At 41.7% G+C, this 16,551-nt stretch carries 11 protein-coding genes and 1 tRNA gene; 6 read left to right on the top strand and 6 right to left on the bottom strand.

What is annotated here, in order from left to right; all coding sequences use genetic code 11:
- Both ACFOWS_RS06270 and ACFOWS_RS06275 read right to left on the bottom strand, forming a co-directional pair.
- The gene (locus ACFOWS_RS06270) at positions 1–1,119 is read right to left on the bottom strand and encodes a PQQ-dependent sugar dehydrogenase (protein WP_379763085.1); all 1,119 of its coding nucleotides are present in this window, start codon (positions 1,117–1,119) and stop codon (positions 1–3) included.
- A 164-nt stretch (positions 1,120–1,283) separates the two neighbouring features.
- Positions 1,284–1,499 carry a hypothetical protein gene (locus ACFOWS_RS06275; RefSeq protein ID WP_379763086.1) on the bottom strand — a complete coding sequence of 72 codons (216 nt, stop codon included), beginning with the start codon at positions 1,497–1,499 and terminating at the stop codon, positions 1,284–1,286.
- Between ACFOWS_RS06275 and ACFOWS_RS06280 the strand changes: the two genes are divergently transcribed.
- From ACFOWS_RS06280 to mobB, 6 genes are all read left to right on the top strand, one after another.
- Complete coding sequence (locus ACFOWS_RS06280) at positions 1,492–9,585, top strand: T9SS type B sorting domain-containing protein (RefSeq protein ID WP_379763087.1); 8,094 nt, start codon at positions 1,492–1,494, stop codon at positions 9,583–9,585. The two genes, ACFOWS_RS06275 and ACFOWS_RS06280, sit on opposite strands and share 8 nt — an antisense overlap.
- A gap of 210 nt (positions 9,586–9,795) precedes the next feature.
- Positions 9,796–10,092: a hypothetical protein gene (locus ACFOWS_RS06285; protein ID WP_379763088.1), complete on the top strand. Its 297-nt coding sequence runs from the start codon at positions 9,796–9,798 to the stop codon at positions 10,090–10,092.
- Between the two features lie 213 nt (positions 10,093–10,305).
- Positions 10,306–10,379: transfer RNA gene (locus ACFOWS_RS06290), tRNA-Pro, on the top strand.
- Between the two features lie 226 nt (positions 10,380–10,605).
- The gene (locus ACFOWS_RS06295) at positions 10,606–11,844 is read left to right on the top strand and encodes a site-specific integrase (RefSeq protein WP_379763090.1); all 1,239 of its coding nucleotides are present in this window, start codon (positions 10,606–10,608) and stop codon (positions 11,842–11,844) included.
- A 262-nt stretch (positions 11,845–12,106) separates the two neighbouring features.
- A complete protein-coding gene (locus tag ACFOWS_RS06300) occupies positions 12,107–12,691 on the top strand; it encodes a BfmA/BtgA family mobilization protein (RefSeq protein WP_379763091.1) in 585 nt (194 codons plus the stop codon).
- A gap of 5 nt (positions 12,692–12,696) precedes the next feature.
- Positions 12,697–13,719, top strand: coding sequence for a MobB family relaxase (gene mobB / locus ACFOWS_RS06305; protein WP_379763092.1), 1,023 nt, complete (start codon positions 12,697–12,699; stop codon positions 13,717–13,719).
- A 200-nt stretch (positions 13,720–13,919) separates the two neighbouring features.
- Here the strand turns inward: mobB and ACFOWS_RS06310 are convergent, their stop codons facing one another.
- From ACFOWS_RS06310 to ACFOWS_RS06325, 4 genes are all read right to left on the bottom strand, one after another.
- Positions 13,920–14,345 (bottom strand): hypothetical protein, encoded by a 426-nt coding sequence (locus ACFOWS_RS06310; protein ID WP_379763093.1) that lies wholly within the window; start codon positions 14,343–14,345, stop codon positions 13,920–13,922.
- A 374-nt stretch (positions 14,346–14,719) separates the two neighbouring features.
- Positions 14,720–15,253: a hypothetical protein gene (locus tag ACFOWS_RS06315; RefSeq protein ID WP_379763094.1), complete on the bottom strand. Its 534-nt coding sequence runs from the start codon at positions 15,251–15,253 to the stop codon at positions 14,720–14,722.
- Positions 15,254–15,329: 76 nt separating this feature from the next.
- Positions 15,330–15,713, bottom strand: coding sequence for a hypothetical protein (locus ACFOWS_RS06320; protein ID WP_379763095.1), 384 nt, complete (start codon positions 15,711–15,713; stop codon positions 15,330–15,332).
- Positions 15,714–16,097: 384 nt separating this feature from the next.
- On the bottom strand, positions 16,098–16,484 hold the full coding sequence (locus ACFOWS_RS06325; RefSeq protein WP_379763096.1) for a helix-turn-helix domain-containing protein: 387 nt from the start codon (positions 16,482–16,484) through the stop codon (positions 16,098–16,100).
- Positions 16,485–16,551 lie beyond the last annotated feature (67 nt).

Consider the following 16,551-nt stretch of genomic DNA (forward strand, 5'->3'; position numbering starts at 1 on the left):
CTATTTGGGAACGAGTCTATAAATTCCCTTGCCCTCAATGCCTACATATATATACCCATCCGGTCCTTGGCGCACGTTTCGGACCCGGCCCATACCATCCAACAGTTTTTCACGGTAGGTGACTTTGTTGTTTTTTAGTTCGAGGCGCTCTAGATATTGAAATGATAAGGAACCCACCAACAAGTTTCCTTTCCACTTGGGGTATTTGTCCGAAGTCACAAAGGTCATTCCTGATGGAGCAATGGAGGGCGTCCATTGGTATAAAGGTTGTTCCATGCCCGCTCTAGAGGTTTCATCGGTAATCTTGGTTCCACTGTAATTTATACCATAGGTAATGATTGGCCATCCGTAATTTTTCCCTTTCTGGATGATATTGATTTCATCCCCACCCCTAGGACCATGCTCGTGCTCCCAGAGTTTGCCGGTTTCAGGATGTTTGGTCAATCCTTGGGGATTGCGGTGTCCATAACTGTAAATAGCGGTCTTTGCTCCAGATTTTCCAACAAAAGGGTTGTCATTGGGAATGCGGCCATCATCATGGATTCGGTATATCTTGCCACCATCCCGGGTAATATCCTGAGGGTTCACATCCCTGTTTCCACGTTCACCAACTGAAAAGTAGAGATACCCTTCGTTGTCAAATTCCAATCGGGAACCAAAATGTTGTCCTCGGGTTGAGTTGGGTTCGGCTTTGTAGAGCAATTGCTTTTGAACCAGTCTATTATTGGACAGTTTGGCCCGCATTATGGCCGTGTTGCCACCTTTTCCATTTCCTTCTGAGGATGCGTAGGATAGATAGAGCCACCCATTTTCGCTATACTTGGGATGTAGTTCAATGTCCATTAACCCACCTTGCCCACGTACATAGACATCGGGCGCATTAGTGATTTTGGAAGTTTTTCCAGAGGAATAATGTACTAATTCACCTGTTTTCTCCGTTATCAACATGCTGCCATCAGGAAGGAATACCATGCCCCAAGGGTTTTGTAGACCAGATACAACAGATTCCGCAGTAAAATCAATGGTTTTGGGAATATTTATGGTTTTATCGGGGGATTGGGCACAGGATGTACTGAGCAGTACAACGAAAAAATACTGAAACACCACACTTTTTTTCATAATTTTACGTTGAAGTAATAGATTTTATAGATAAACGGCTCCTTTTTGGTAGTCGAGTGAGTTGAAGATAAAGAGAATTTTATAAGTATAGAAAATTACAATGTAAGAATATTACGATCCCAAATCTAAATATTCTGCCCTAACAAGACTTAACCTATGCTCCCTCAAAAAACAAGGCATTTGCTATATGCCGTGTTGATGGTGTCCATATCCATATTTTGTTCCACGGTATTAGCAAAAACAGAGGTCAACCGGATACTTACCAGAATAGTATCCACAGTTTCAGAACCACGAGCTGAAGAAAAAACGGAGATTTCCTCCGATAAGGTTTCAGCTGCTCGGCCAGAAACATCCTTTGCTGCAAGCAGCAGCATGTTCATGACCATTATTCAAGGGGCCAACGAAGAAGTGGTTTGCCCTAATGACGGTAGTACACTTGCCAAATTCTTTCTCTGTGGTACAAGTGACATCAGAACCATTTCCCTAAGTCAATCTGGTAGCAGCTACCAATGGCAAAGGTTGGACCCCAATACCTGTGCGCCGACAGTGGTAGATGACTGCCCCACAATCAACGGAGCCTGTACTTGGAACACCGTTGGTGACCAAGCAACCTACAATCTGTCCACTGCTGGAGAGTTTAGGGTACGTGTAAATTCAGGGCAATATTACTACTTCAAGTCAACACTGAACCCCTTAAACCCGCAATTAATTAAGGAAGACATCATTTGTGGAAATCCAGGTAGGGTAGAGGTAACCAATGTCCCTGCAGGATATGAGTACAGTTTAAACAGTGCTGCAGGACCTTACCAAGATGATCCTTTCTTTGATATTACCGCTCCAGGTAATTATAGAGTCTATGTCCGATTGAAGAATGTATCGGCAACCGCTTGTGTATTCCCATCCAATGTGGTGACCATTAACGATTTGGATATTAATGTGGATGTAACGGCAAACGATATTCTTTGTAGCAGTCAATTGGGTAGCATCGATGTCAGTGTTTCTGGAGTTCCCGGATTCTATACCTATAGATTGGTGAAAAATGGAGTTACCGTGGATACCTTCGGACCAAACGGAGCCGACTCTTATACCTTTGCCAATGTTAGCCCAGGTACTTACAGCATTCGTGTGGAGACCAACAATTGTTCCGAAACCGTTACCACAGATATCAATGGTGACCCCATTGTTATTGGAAATGGAATCAGTCCTTTGGCCGTTTCTGCTACAGCCTCTGATAGTTTTGGATGCGGAGCCACTTCCGTGGATGTAAATTTGACCACATCTGGAGGTACAGCTCCGTACCGCTTTAGTGTGGACGGAGGACCATTTGGTTCCACCTATACCGGTTCCACGACATTTACGGTAACTTCTGCTGGAACCTATTCTATTTTAGTGGAGGATGCCAATGGATGCCAACGCAGTGCATCTGTGGATGTTCAAGATATTCCACCGCCTATTTTCAACTTCACCGAAGAAGATGCCAATTGTGGTGGAGCCAATGACGGTAGAGTAACCATAAATGTCACCAATGGATTTGGGTATGAGATTGAATACAGTATCAACAATGGTGCAAGTTTCCAGATAAGCAACACCTTTTCCAACTTGGCTCCTGGAAATTATGATATTGTATTACGTTATGAGCAGGATTCTTTTACTTGTACCACAACCCCTCAAACGGCAACTATTGGAACACCTTCAACTATTACAGCCACGGCAAGCCCAGATAGCACGCCCAGTTGTGCCAATGAAAATGGAGGACAAATCACTATATCTGGAGTTTCAGGAGGTACTGCCCCGTATGAATATAGTGTTGGGGCCGGATTCAGTACCAACCCCGTTTTCACCAATTTGGGTGTCGGGACCTATACGCCAATGATTCGAGACGCCAATGGATGCGTAGAAGCCCTTACGGATATTGTCTTCAATGCCTTGAATAAACCCACCAATTTGGATTTTGCCATTTCCAGCTTGGATTGTATTACAACCACCGCCTCAGTGAGCTTGACTGTTACCGGAGGTGCAGGACCCTACACGTATGAAATTATTGCCCCAGCTGCCAGTGCCATAAACAATGGTAACAACGATACCTTCAGTGGATTGGGATTGGGAACCTATACATTTAGAGTTACGGATAATGCGGGCTGTTCGTATAATGAAAATTATGCCATAACCGATATTAGTTCCATTGGTGTTGCAGCACAGCAGACCAAAGTGGTCACTTGTGTGGGTGATTCAGATGGAGAGGGTCGCTTTTTGGTGGATGGATTTAATACTACGTATAGCTATAGTATTGATGGTGGTCCCGTTTCAACCGGGCAGAGTGCCAGTATCATACCATTGACTGGGCTGACTGCCGGAAGCTACGTGATTTCCGTGACCGATGAAGAAACCAATTGTACCGATACGGCCACTTTGGTCATAGAAGAGCCTTCAACCACTTTTGCCATTTCTAGTTTGGATGTGACCGCAATGAGTTGTCAGAATGGAAACATAGGAGCCGTTCGTATCAATACCGCTGGAGGTTGGGGAGGTAACCGATATACCCTGACCCAACCAGATGGTTCCACAAGAGGACCTAAAAATGGAAGTACGTTCTCCAATCTTTCCCAAGATGGCACCTATCAAGTAAGTGTTACAGACGCCAATGGATGCACTGTTACAGATAGTTTTACCCTCACCCGATTGGACGCTCCTACTTTGACCTTGGATAATGGTGCTTCGGATTTTTGTTATGACAATTTTGGTGCAGCCACTTTAGCGGTAAATGCTTCAGGAGGCTTGGCCCCATATCAATACCGAATCAACGGTGGTGCCTTGGGCGCCAGTAATACTTTTGCTGGACTTACGCCGGGAACCTATTCCATTCAAGTGGTGGATGCCAATGATTGTAGAGATACCGTTACCGCGACCATTGAGCCACAGGTAATAGCCAATGCCACTACCATTCAAGAATTGGATTGTGCCGGCCCTCCTGGACAGATTCAGGTGAACATCAGCAATGGATACACCTCTGGAGGTAATTACGATATTTATGAGGTAAGTATCAATGGCGCACCTTATACTTCAGATAACAACAACATTACAGGGAACTCATTCGTGTACAGTATACCCAATGATGGCTCCATTATTTCGGACACAACCTTTCAGTTCCAGATTACGGATAGTCGAGGTTGTGTAACAGAATCCAACATTGTAACCATTTCTCCCCCTGAAACGATTGCAGGTTCAGCGGTTGCTACCGATACACAATGTGGTGACAATACTAGCGGAATTGTAACCTTGACCGCAGATACCACTCAGGGTGTTCCTCCCTATGAATTCAGTAATGATAACGGAGCAACATTTGGAGCACAAAATACTTTCTCTGGTTACGGACCCGGAACCCATGGCGGATTCGTTATCCGTGATAGCAGGGGATGTGTGAGTCCACCATATAGTGTGACCATTGCCGCAAGTACTCCATTGGATGCCACTGCTACCCCTACGGATGCAGTTTGCTCCGCTGGCGCTGTAAATGGTTCCATTTCAACCACTATTAATAATGGAGTGGCACCTTTTGACTATGTTCTTCTGGATGTAGCCGGAAATTTAATTTCCAATTCATTAGGAACCATGAGTACCACAGTCAACTTCCCAAATCTTCCCGTTGGAAATTATACGGTTGTTACTACGGATGCATCAGGTTGTGAGGACCGCGATGAAGTGGTGATTGACCAAAACACCTTGGATTTGATTCCCTTGGATGCCGACCCAGGATTATGTTCTGATACTTCTTTCCCATATAGGGTTAGAGCAACAGGAGGAACAGCTCCTTACGAGTTTAGGTTGGTTGGTGAACCTACCTTCAACCCAGCGACTTCTGGTGGGGACACCTATGACTTTACAGGTCAGGTAATTCCTGGTGTTACCTATTATGTAGAGGTAAGGGATGCCTTGGGTTGTACTTATGTAGAAGAAATTGACCCGATAGGTCCAATCAACCCAGTTACGATTACTGCTACGGCTACCTCAGCCTCTTGTAATGTTTCTGGTACCGGAAGCATAGATTATGATATTTCTGGGGTTGCTGCCCCTGGTAACTTTACGGTTACCCTTCAAAATACGGATACTGGTGCAACTGAATCTGGACCAACAACATTGACAGGGCAAACCATACCGTATAGTGGAACTTTCATGGGTTTGGCTCCCGCTAACTATCAAATCATTGTGCGCGATGACACTACGGGATGTAGCTCAAGCACTTTGGTCTTTATTAGCTTTAGTTCTCCATCCATAACTATCGATAATTTTGTTGAAGCGACCTGTAATGCAGGTGCTTTGGTTACCGTAAGAGGTTTTGGTGGAAGTGGCGGCCCATACAATTATGCCTATGTGCCAACAGGGGATCCAGCACCAACCGTATTTTCTACGGAAACCACGTTTGAAATCCCTGGGCCCTATCCAACAAGCTACGATTTTTACGTGCAAGATGCCAATGGCTGTACTGCCTTAACAACATTGAACGTAACCCAAGAAGCAGGTGTGCCCACTCCTGTCATAGACGTTGTAAATCAGTGTACAGCTACCAGTGGTTATCAAATTCACATGGTTTCTCCGCTAACATCGGGGCCAGAACCTGAGAATACTTTTCAGTATGATATTGGTAGTGGATTCCAAACAGGAACCACCTTTACAGTGCCCAATCCGGGTAGTTATGTAATTACGGTTCGTGATGGCAATGGATGTACCAACACAGTTACGGCAGAGGTGTTCGATTTCTTTGCCATTAGTGCAGACGCTACGTCATTGCCAACATGTAACGCCGGTGATGGAACAATAACGGTAAACACTACCGGAGGTAGTGGGAATTTTGAATATCAGCTGCGCGATGCAGGTACCTTGGCAAATATTGGACCAGCACAAAGCAGTAACGTATTCAACAACGTGTTGCCAGGAGATTACAATATTTTGGTGACCGATTTAAATTCAAACACAACCCCGTTGTGTTCTGATGAAGCCATTGTAAATGTGTCTACCGTAAACACCCCAGTAATTACGGCTACACCAAGCAGCGATGTTACCTGTAATGGGGCTGATAATGGAACCATTTCTGTGGAACTCCAACCTGGAACCGATACAGATACACCGTTGAACTACATTCTCTATGATAGCAGTTCAGCCATTTTTGCTGGACCGCAGGGCTCCCCTGTTTTTGACGATTTGCCACCAGATACTTATCAAGTTGAAGTGGTTTCCGATAGGGGATGTACGGATTTAGTGGGAGGTATTGTTATTGATGAACCTACTGCATTACAAGTCAATGCGGTGAATACGGAATTTAGTTGTAACCCATCAAGTAATCAGTTTAGTACGGCCACGATTACCATCTATACTGATGACAATGGTGATGGAACGGGTACTGCAACCGGAACAGGACCCTATACCTATAGTATGAATGATGGAACGCCTCAATTTGATGGCACTAATTTCCAGACCAGTAATACTTTTGAGGTAATTGATAATGGAACCAATCAGACCATTATTTTAACGGCCCGTGACCAAAATGGATGTGAGGAAACATCTACCGTGACCATTAATACGCCAACAGATATTACGTTCAGCTATGCGGTCAACCAAATAACCTGCGATGCTTCAGGGACTGGGGTAAACCCTGGAACCATTGATATCATAATAAATGAAGGTCCTGGAGATTATGAAGTTGAAATACTGCCTTTGGGGTCAGAACCATCCAGAAGTTCAGGGGGCTCAGATCGCGTAACTTGGGATATTGCTACTCCCGGGGATTACATCTTTGCAGTAACGGACGTAGGCAATGGAGGTTGTTCTTACCTTACCACAACCATCAATATGCCTGAATACAATACGATTGAGGCCTTGATTGCCGAAGTGCAGCCAGTAACCTGTTTCAATGGGAATGATGGGGAAATCAGCTTGCAAATCAACAATTATAGCGGTACGTACAATTACGAAGTGTTCTCTAGGGATAATAGCGGTGTTGAAACAACAACTGGTGTAACCGGTAGTTTTGATACCAACGCACCAATAAATTCTCCAGAGATCATTACAGGTTTGCCAGCAGGTAACCTCGTAGTACATATAGAAGCATTGGATTCCCCATTCTGTGATGTGGTCAGTAATGTGACCACGGTTCGCTCACCAGATAGGGAATTGACGATTGATGCCATCCAAACCTCTCCAGTGACCTGTAATGTCCCAGGATTTGGTGAAATTACAGTAACTGGAGATGGTGGTTGGGGCACATATGAATACCAATTGATTGCCCCTGATGGCAGTACAGTATTGGTGGATTACCCCAATACCAACCCAATTTTTGAAAATCTTTCCACAGGAACATACACAGTAAACGTGAGGGATATTCAAGGTTGTGAAGCAACCAACACGATTAATTTACCACTGCCAACTCCAATTACGGCGGATATTCGAGTAGTGCAGCCTCTGGCTTGTAATAATGACAATAATGGTATAATTGAGGCCTATAACATGGCAGGTGGACAAGGTCCAGGTAACTACCTATTCCAATTGAACCGGATTACAGGTGGCACTAATAGTGGACTTCAAACCACCCCAACATTTGCCAACCTTTCTGCAGGAGATTACACCATCACTATTTTTGATGGATGGAACTGTAGTTTTACAACAATCCCTATTACGGTTCAAGATCCTGAGATTGTGGTAGCTGAATTAAGGGAGTTGCAACCCCCTGGATGCGGTGATTTAGGTAGAATGGAGCTCACAGTAACCAATCCAGAACCCGGTGTGGACTATTTTTATCGTAGATCGGGAACTTCAGACCCTTTTATACCATTTGGAGCTGGTATGAGCAGCGTTGAGATTGCGGCGGACATTACTTTGGACCCCGGACCATTCCAGTATGACGTTCAAAATTCAAATGGATGTCCGTACGAGCGTTCCAATCAAATTTCGTTGGACCCCGCAGCACCTTTGGTCATTGCTCTGGATTTGACCAATGCTACCATCAACTGTGCCGGTGAAGCCACTGGAATCATCCGTTCTGAAGCCTTTGGAGGAATAGGAAGCTATGTGTACACCTTGGTAAGTTCTGATGTGTTACCAGTGAACCCAGCAAACATAATTCGTCCAGCACAAGGCTCGGGAATTTTCCGTGAGCTGAACCCAGGAACCTATTATGTGTATGCCCAGAGTGGAGGGTGTGAAGCCATTTCAGACCCTATTATCATTGAACCCAAACCACCTTTGGTATTGGAATACCTAGAAGCTGTTCCCGTAATGTGCGCAGGAGATACCAATGGACAGATTATTATCGAGGCCAGTGGCGGAACAGGTGCTATTAGATATTCCATTTCTGATACTTTGAGTGAGTTCTTTGAAGGAGATGACCCCGCTAATCCAAATCGAAAAACATTCAACAATCTGTCGCCCAGAACCTACGATATCATTATTCAAGATGATTTGGGATGTACCATAACCAGAACCGTTGAGATTACCCAACCCATGGAATTGGTGGCCGGAATAGCATCCACAACGCCCGAGGTTTGTTTGGGAGATGGCGACGGTACGCTCACCCTAAATGTATCAGGAGGTACAGCACCGTACTACACTAGTGTGAATTCTGCTGACGATGCTGATTTTGTACAAAACGACACCATGTTCTTTGATAACCTTCAAGGTGGGGAAACCTACGTGATTTTTATCAGGGATGCCAATGGTTGTCAGACCAATGTTGTCGCAGAAATTGGTGTTGGGATTGAACTTATGGCTGAACCTATTGTACAATATGGATGTGAGGGAATATTCCCAAACAGCACCACGACAATTTCAATTTCAGATGAATCGCTGATACCGCAGTTATTGTTCTCATTGGATGTGGAGGATGTTGGAATGGCTACAGAGCAACGCACATTTGGTGACCTTCCAGCAGGTGAACATACCGTGTACATCTATCATGAGAACGGTTGTGTCACTTTTGTTGAATTTGAGATTGATGCTTATGAACCATTGACGCTTGAAGCGATAAAGACCGGACCTAACGAGGTCACTGCTATAGCCACCGGAGGTTTCGGAGGGTACGAATATTTCTTCCAAGGAGAATCCTTTGGAGAAACCAATACATTCAACATCAATGTAGATGCCAACATCAATATCATGGTACGGGACCAAAATGGATGTGTCGCCAATTTGGTCATGCCGTTTAATTTTGAAGGAATGCCAGAAATGCCGGATTTCTTTACTCCGGACGGAGATAACCTAAATGATTATTGGTACCCAGGTAACCGCGAATTCTTCCCAGATATCGATGTCATCATTTATGACCGATATGGAAGGGTGGTCGCTCGTTTGGATCAAGTTAAAAAATGGGATGGAACCTATGAAGGAAGTCCATTGCCAACTGGTGATTACTGGTATGTGGTAAATGCCAATGATCGTGAAAAGCAACGATATGTAGGCCACTTTACACTGTATCGATAATCTTTTTTAAGACATTTTTTCTATATTTACGAAACAGCATATTTCTAACTTCAAATCCTTGGTCTTCTACCATTATGGATTTTGAATGACAAGCGAATTGCTTAGCACTGAAATTGAACATGAGCCAGGTGAGGCTCAGCAATACATCAATTTCTGTGGAGGTTTCAAAAAAAAAACGGATTATCACCAAATCGCTAACGAACTAACTTAATGGATAACACTAAACCTACGAACACTACCTCTTTTTTGGCACATGAATATGAAAATTTAGACTACTCCATTTTTCAATTGAACCTTTTTCTAAACGCCTATGGTGAGGTACATAAACCCTATAAGATAGATTATAACATATTGCTGATGAGCTATCGCTTGTGGAAAGGTGGTGACATAGATGAATTTTGTCAAGACCAAACTATCAGCTATTTTTTATTGAATCCATCGTATGATTCGGCAGAAGCCAGGGAAGCCTTTTGTATGGAAATCAGGGAGTTCCTTTTAGGGGTCTAGAAAAGCAGCTACACTTTTTATCTCCTGCGTTCATATTTATTGAAAATAGGGATATAGTTTTACTAAAATTTATATTTTTGCAATCCGTTTTCGGGATGTGGCCCTTCGGCTGCGCTCAGGATAAACTCCGTCTGGTACCCAGACTGCTCGAAGCAGTGGACGTTTTGGAAATTGGGTATTGTTTATTGAAAATTATTGACCGAAGGTCAAACACGGGATGTGGCGCAGTCTGGTAGCGTACACGCATGGGGTGCGTGTGGTCGCTGGTTCGAATCCAGTCATCCCGACTTACCTTATTCAAGTAAAATCAAAACACTGTTAATCTCATGATTTTCAGTGTTTTGTGTTTTTAGGCATATCGTTTGAATTCATTTAAAACCATCTAAAATCATATTAAGCGTGTTCCCATCGGGAGCAAACACTTACAGTTCTTATTGTAACTTTAAATGACTTTTAGAACCATTTTTCTTGTGTTTTGACTTTCACAGTATTCACACTCTAAAAGGTTACAACATGCAGAAAAACAATCGTTTAACAATCAATTTCTTTACAAGAAAGCACAAGGTTCAATCCGAGAACCTAATTGTCTATTGTAGGATCACCATCGATGGTGAGCGAACCGATTTTAGCATAAATCGGGAGATAAAAGCCAATTTATGGGACAATAACCGTAAAAGGGGCAAGGGTTTTTCCAGTTATGTGATTTCTCTGAACAAGTACCTAGACCAAATTTATACGGGACTACATGAGGCCCATAGGTTAATGATGGCAGAAGATAAAGTAATCACTCCGCTATCTATCAAAGCAAGATTTTTTGGGGAAGATGAGGGCGGAAAAACATTGAAACAATTGATTGCCTACCACAATGGAACCATGCACACTTCTTTACGTCCGGGAACCAGAAAGAATTATCACATCACCGAACGATGCGTGGGACTATTTTTAAAAGAGGAATATGGGATGGAGGATATAAAGCTCAAAAAATTGAATTATCGTTTTATATCCGACTTTGAACAGTACCTAAGAAAGTACAGACCATCTACACGAACCAAATGTACCAATAACGGGGCCATGAAACACATGGAACGGCTTAAGAAAATGTCAAGGTTGGCCGTTCGGTTGGATTGGATAACAAAAGATCCTTTTGAAAACTATAAACTACGTTTTGAGAAAACCGAACGGGAATATTTGACAAAACGGGAATTGAGGTTGATTGAAGAAACCACATTTAAAAAGGAAGGGGTTGAGAAATGTAAGGATGTGTTTCTCTTTTCGTGCTATACTGGTCTATCGTATATCGATGTCAAGGCGTTGACCCCAGACCATCTGCTTAAAGGAATAGACGGTAACGACTGGTTATTCACCAAAAGGATAAAGACGGACGAAAAACTTAAAATCCCCCTACTACCACAAGCAAAAGAAATCATCAAGAAATACGAAGATTCAGCCGAAAGGAGAATAACAAGAGTCCTATTGCCTGTTTATAGCAATCAAAAGGTCAATTATTACTTAAAGGAAATCTGCAAAGCCTGTAAGATATACAAGAAAGTGACATTCCATACAGCAAGGCACACTTTTGCAACAACGATAACCCTTTCTAATGGAGTCCCTATAGAAACCGTCTCCAAAATGCTCGGCCATACCAAATTGTCCACCACCCAGATCTATGCAAGGGTACTGGAACACAAGATAGGGGAGGACATGCAGAATCTTATAGAACATTTGCAAACCAAAAAAGCAGCCGAAGGATGATAAGTCTGTATTTATTCGGTCCCGCTTGCGGGACGAAGGAATAGCAAGAGGGTGATGCGCAAATTGCGCCATCACGGTTGTTTTCGGGTCTTCAACAATTTGAAAACCAGCTTATTGAGTAGATTTTGGAATACTGTACAAAATCAGGGGCTACAGTAGGCTTTTTCGAAATCTACAGTAAACCCTTTGGGAAGCTCTGTAAACACTGGAAATTTTTGACGAAAAAATTGACGCAATTTCACTAAAAAACAAAATCGCACCTATGGAAAAGCAATCAACAAATGGCAGAACAAAGAAAGGGACAGGTGGTTATTCCAACATTACCGTAAAGAAGGAAACGGCCACACGCTTTCGCACTTATTCCAAAAAATTCGGCAAATCGCATAGTGAGGTAATGGATGGAATGATACACTACTTCAAGGAGAACAACATTGACCCCTTTGGGGAGGGAACAAAGATTATCCTTGACAGTCTCAAAGAATTGGAAAAGAAGATGATGAAAAAATTCGACAGGCTTATTGCCATTATCAAGAACATGGAAAAGACCAGTATCCGGCCCACCTATGAAATGATGTTGATCCTTTACGAGGCCTATGTAAAGGATGGGAAGAGACCCAAACCTGAGCCAATCAAAATACAGGAAGAGCGAATGGATTTTTTGGAGCCCAGGAATACCGTTCCAAAAGTGGAACACGATAGAATATTGCAAGAAATGAGAGAATATAAAAAACGCTGTAATGAGATTCTACACAATGTCGAGAAGGTGGAGCCAATGATGGGAAAGCCGTATCTCAAGATCAATATGGGCATCGGGGATTTTGAAAGCTTGAAACACCGATTAAGATAAAAGATATGTACCTAACCATCTCAGCACAGAAAATGGGCAGTACCTACAATTCCAGTGTGGGGAACTATGTGGACTATCTGGAAAAGGAGAACGAGGATAGGTTGCCCGAACAAAGGGAGGAATTCTTTGACCAAGAAAATGACAGCGTTAGCCCTCAAACGGTCATCGATGAAATAGATGCCAATACTGCGAAACTGAGACATAAGGACCCGAAATTCTATTCCATAGTGGTCAGTCCCAACCAAAGGGAGCTTAAGGCCATAGGCAATGACCCAAATCTGCTAAGGAAATACACAAGAAAGCTCATGGAGGACTATGCCAAGAGTTTCCATCGCAACCAAGAGGTCAAGGTGGAGAACCTAAAGTATTACGCCAAGATAGAGCATGAGCGCACCTATAGGGGCTTTGACAGGCAGGTTCAGGAGAATGCACCATATCGTGGAGAAATAGCAAGGCTCAGGAACGAGATACGAAAAGTGGAAAGGGGCGAATCCATTGGCAATGTCAATGAGCTTGAAAAAAGGATCAAAGAGCAAGAAAGACTGGCCCCACACAAACAGAACGGACAGTTGGCGGCCGCAGGAATGAAGAAGGAGGGACCACAGACCCATATCCATATCATAGTCAGTAGAAGGGACGTGACGAACACCTATACACTTTCCCAGATGGCCAAGCACAAGGCCTCAGAAGTGGAATTGAACGGAAAGACGGTCAAGAGAGGCTTTGATAGGGACGGTTTTTACCAAGCAGCAGCGAAGACTTTCGATAAAACAACGGGATTCAAACGGAATTATGTGGAATCCTATGTTGGGAGAAAGGCCCATGCCAAGGAGCCGGGGGAGTTCTTTGCCAAGGTCATGGGGCTGCCCACCAAGGAAAAGGACATGGCCTTTAAACTACTTAAGACGATGGGAGTCAAAGCTCCCAGTATACCGACCAATAAAGTACAGATGGCAGCCAAGATCATCAAGGCTCTTGGAAGGGGTATCAATAAGGCTAGGGGCACGGGTGAGGATATGGGCTACTGAAATCTAAAAAGTAGGTTGCGCCCCTATCGTGTTTTTGCTTCACGCTTATCTGCCGGAACACTACAAAAACCCGATAGGATCCATGCGCAAAAGTTGGGGTAAGGATTTGGGACGCTTGCAGCGCAAAACCATGTTTTGCTCGCTCATTATCATTGCAATTTTCACGAAATGTAGTTCCATAGTAGCTTCTAGCACTTTTATTAATCTAAATTGGAAATTTTATCAAACGTATTTTCTTTAATAATTCCAGTAACTAACAAAGGGATTATTGCTAGGATTCCTGAAATCAAGAACCCTAAAAAATATGGTTCTGTATCACCTCCTTTGGTATATCCCATTTCTAATAGGATGATGAATCCGTTTGAGAAAAATACATTGGCGATAGCCCACAAAATTTTGAACCCGATTTTTTTTGCAAAATAAAAAGCGATTAAAGAAAGGATTCCAAATAGAAGATTTACATAATTTAACAAAGAGTAATCGGATGTATTTAAGATGGCTTCGAATGTATATAGAAATCCTCCATTGGCATAAAGCATGATTATTTGAATCACCGGGACAAATGAGGTAATTGTCAAAACTGCTCCAATGACCAAAGCAATATTGATATTTTCGGATTTGATCATATTCGATTTTAAATAACCCACTTATCGTTTTTTTGAGTTTTTATTAAAATAATTGGTGTACAGCGCGCTAAAAAAAGTATCGATAAAGCACTACTAATCCGACAAGACAAAGTCCAATAATTCCACCAATTTTTTTAATACTGAAAGACTTCCTAATCCAATCATCATTTTGGGTGGCATTCAATATTCTATATTCCCTAATTCCTAATATTATTGAAACCGCAAAACAAATTACTCCAAATATTAATTCTAGCTCCTTCTTGTCCATTTTAGCCTATCACTGATTTTTTAAGTTGAAATGTTTACACCCATCTTCTATTGAAATCGTTTATTTAAACTTTAAAACTATTCCTTACCTAAGTTTTGTAGAAGCTTCATTTGTCATCAAACAATCCACGGTCAATTAAAACTTCCTTTTTTCTATCGTAAAATAGTCTTTCAATGCTTTTTCCATCTAACCCTTTCCATGTTCCATTCCAGGACTTCTTAACAGGATCAAATTGATATTTCTGTTGATAATATTGACCTTCCTCATTTAAAGAAATATAAAGGATTACATTTTCATATTTCTCAAAACGAGGTCTTCCATAATGATCAAATGCAACGAATTCTATCGTATCTGTTTTTAGTTCATTGAACACATTTTTCAGGACTCTATACTTAGATTTAAACCCGTTGTCCATGACATAAGTAACTTTTCGCATTGTATCTCTTGATATGGAATCGATAACTATTTGTGTATTGTTTTCATTTGGATCAAACTCCTCAACTGATATTTTTTCGCCGATAAATGCAAATAAATTTACAGTGGCATCATTCATAATGAATTCAGAATTCTTTTTTAAGCTTGTTGACTTGCACCCGAAAAGAAAAATTAAAATCAATAAAATTGATGGTATACGGTTCATGGGTTTATTTCTTTGTAGAGTGCTTCACAATCGTTTATTTGAACTTCTTGTCAACTTATTTATTTGATTTTGGATTTTATCTCACCCTATTGAGGTAAATAAGCTTTCCCAAAAACCTTTCTTCTTTTAACACCAATTCATCCAAGGTAGCATTAACAATAGAATAGGTGAAACGGGAAACTTTTAATGTGTCTCCCTTCAATGAATAACTTGTTTCGATTTTGCCCTCGCCATTATTAAAATAAGCCTTGCCATTATCTAAAAACAATAGTTCTAACTTAATTGTATAAGGTTGTCCATTTAACGTCATGTCACTGCCATCACCTCCATCCAAATCAGTTTTCTTATATGCTGACCACTCTCCTAACACTGGTTTTTTTCTATCTTCATTTTGACCAAAAACCATATACAATGGAACTAGTAGAAAAATGATTGTTTTTAAAACATTATTGTAATTCATCTAATTCTTGTGATTTAAATGGTTCTATTTTATTTCAATGATTAAAAATCCCAAACTTCATCGTTTATTTGAACTTATATAAATGTAGGAATTTTCAAGTTTTCAAAAATTGGAGTTTCGGTAAAAGGAGGAAAAACTGTCAATCGGCCCCTAAAACCCTAACCTCAATATAGGTATATTAAAGGTCTAAATGGTGAACCAATTAAGTGTACGGAAAAACTAAACTCCTGTATTATCAAGGAATCTTTATCACGTCAAGATTTTATTTAATATGGTCGCATTAACCCTATTATAAATGAGAGAAAAATTAAAGTGCGAACGAAGTAAAGTGAAGTGCTGCAAAGGTCCCAAAACTTGCCAAACTAATTTACTGAGCTAGGCATATCAGTCTTTATTCAACTGTTTTTCTAAAGACGCCACCTTTTCTTTTTCAGCCTGAACAAGGCGCTCATAAAGTTCAATTATTTTCTCAATTGGATTAATGGTACAGAGATAATTGTTATTGTTAGAACTATTATCCTTAAAAGTGTTATTGATAATATTAAATACAGCTTCTTCAGAGAAATTCTCAATCCCTTCTTTGGTTACTCCAAGTACTGAAGCAATCTCTTCCAACTTGGCATCATCCACCTTTTCACTATTTTCAATGTTCGAAATGGCCTGTTGGCTGATGCCCAATTGTTCAGCAAGGGTTTCCTGCTTCATTCCACGGAGTTCCCTGATCCTACTGATCTTTCTGCCTATATGGTTGTTCTTGGTCTTTGTCTGCATATCTCAAATATAGGGTGTTTCGTACAATAATTCGATTGTAAAATACAAAACAGTTTCAATAAAGTAC

The sequence above is a fragment of the Flagellimonas marina genome (genome assembly GCF_042651185.1).
GTDB lineage: Bacteria > Bacteroidota > Bacteroidia > Flavobacteriales > Flavobacteriaceae > Flagellimonas > Flagellimonas marina.

Coding starts and splice junctions, on each gene's coding strand:
- ACFOWS_RS06270 (WP_379763085.1), bottom strand. CDS start 1,119: ATGAAAAAAAGTGTGGTGTTTCAGTATTTTTTCGTTGTACTGCTCAGT.
- ACFOWS_RS06280 (WP_379763087.1), top strand. CDS start 1,492: ATGTTCATGACCATTATTCAAGGGGCCAACGAAGAAGTGGTTTGCCCT.
- ACFOWS_RS06275 (WP_379763086.1), bottom strand. CDS start 1,499: ATGAACATGCTGCTGCTTGCAGCAAAGGATGTTTCTGGCCGAGCAGCT.
- ACFOWS_RS06285 (WP_379763088.1), top strand. CDS start 9,796: ATGGATAACACTAAACCTACGAACACTACCTCTTTTTTGGCACATGAA.
- ACFOWS_RS06295 (WP_379763090.1), top strand. CDS start 10,606: ATGCAGAAAAACAATCGTTTAACAATCAATTTCTTTACAAGAAAGCAC.
- ACFOWS_RS06300 (WP_379763091.1), top strand. CDS start 12,107: ATGGAAAAGCAATCAACAAATGGCAGAACAAAGAAAGGGACAGGTGGT.
- mobB (WP_379763092.1), top strand. CDS start 12,697: ATGTACCTAACCATCTCAGCACAGAAAATGGGCAGTACCTACAATTCC.
- ACFOWS_RS06310 (WP_379763093.1), bottom strand. CDS start 14,345: ATGATCAAATCCGAAAATATCAATATTGCTTTGGTCATTGGAGCAGTT.
- ACFOWS_RS06315 (WP_379763094.1), bottom strand. CDS start 15,253: ATGAACCGTATACCATCAATTTTATTGATTTTAATTTTTCTTTTCGGG.
- ACFOWS_RS06320 (WP_379763095.1), bottom strand. CDS start 15,713: ATGAATTACAATAATGTTTTAAAAACAATCATTTTTCTACTAGTTCCA.
- ACFOWS_RS06325 (WP_379763096.1), bottom strand. CDS start 16,484: ATGCAGACAAAGACCAAGAACAACCATATAGGCAGAAAGATCAGTAGG.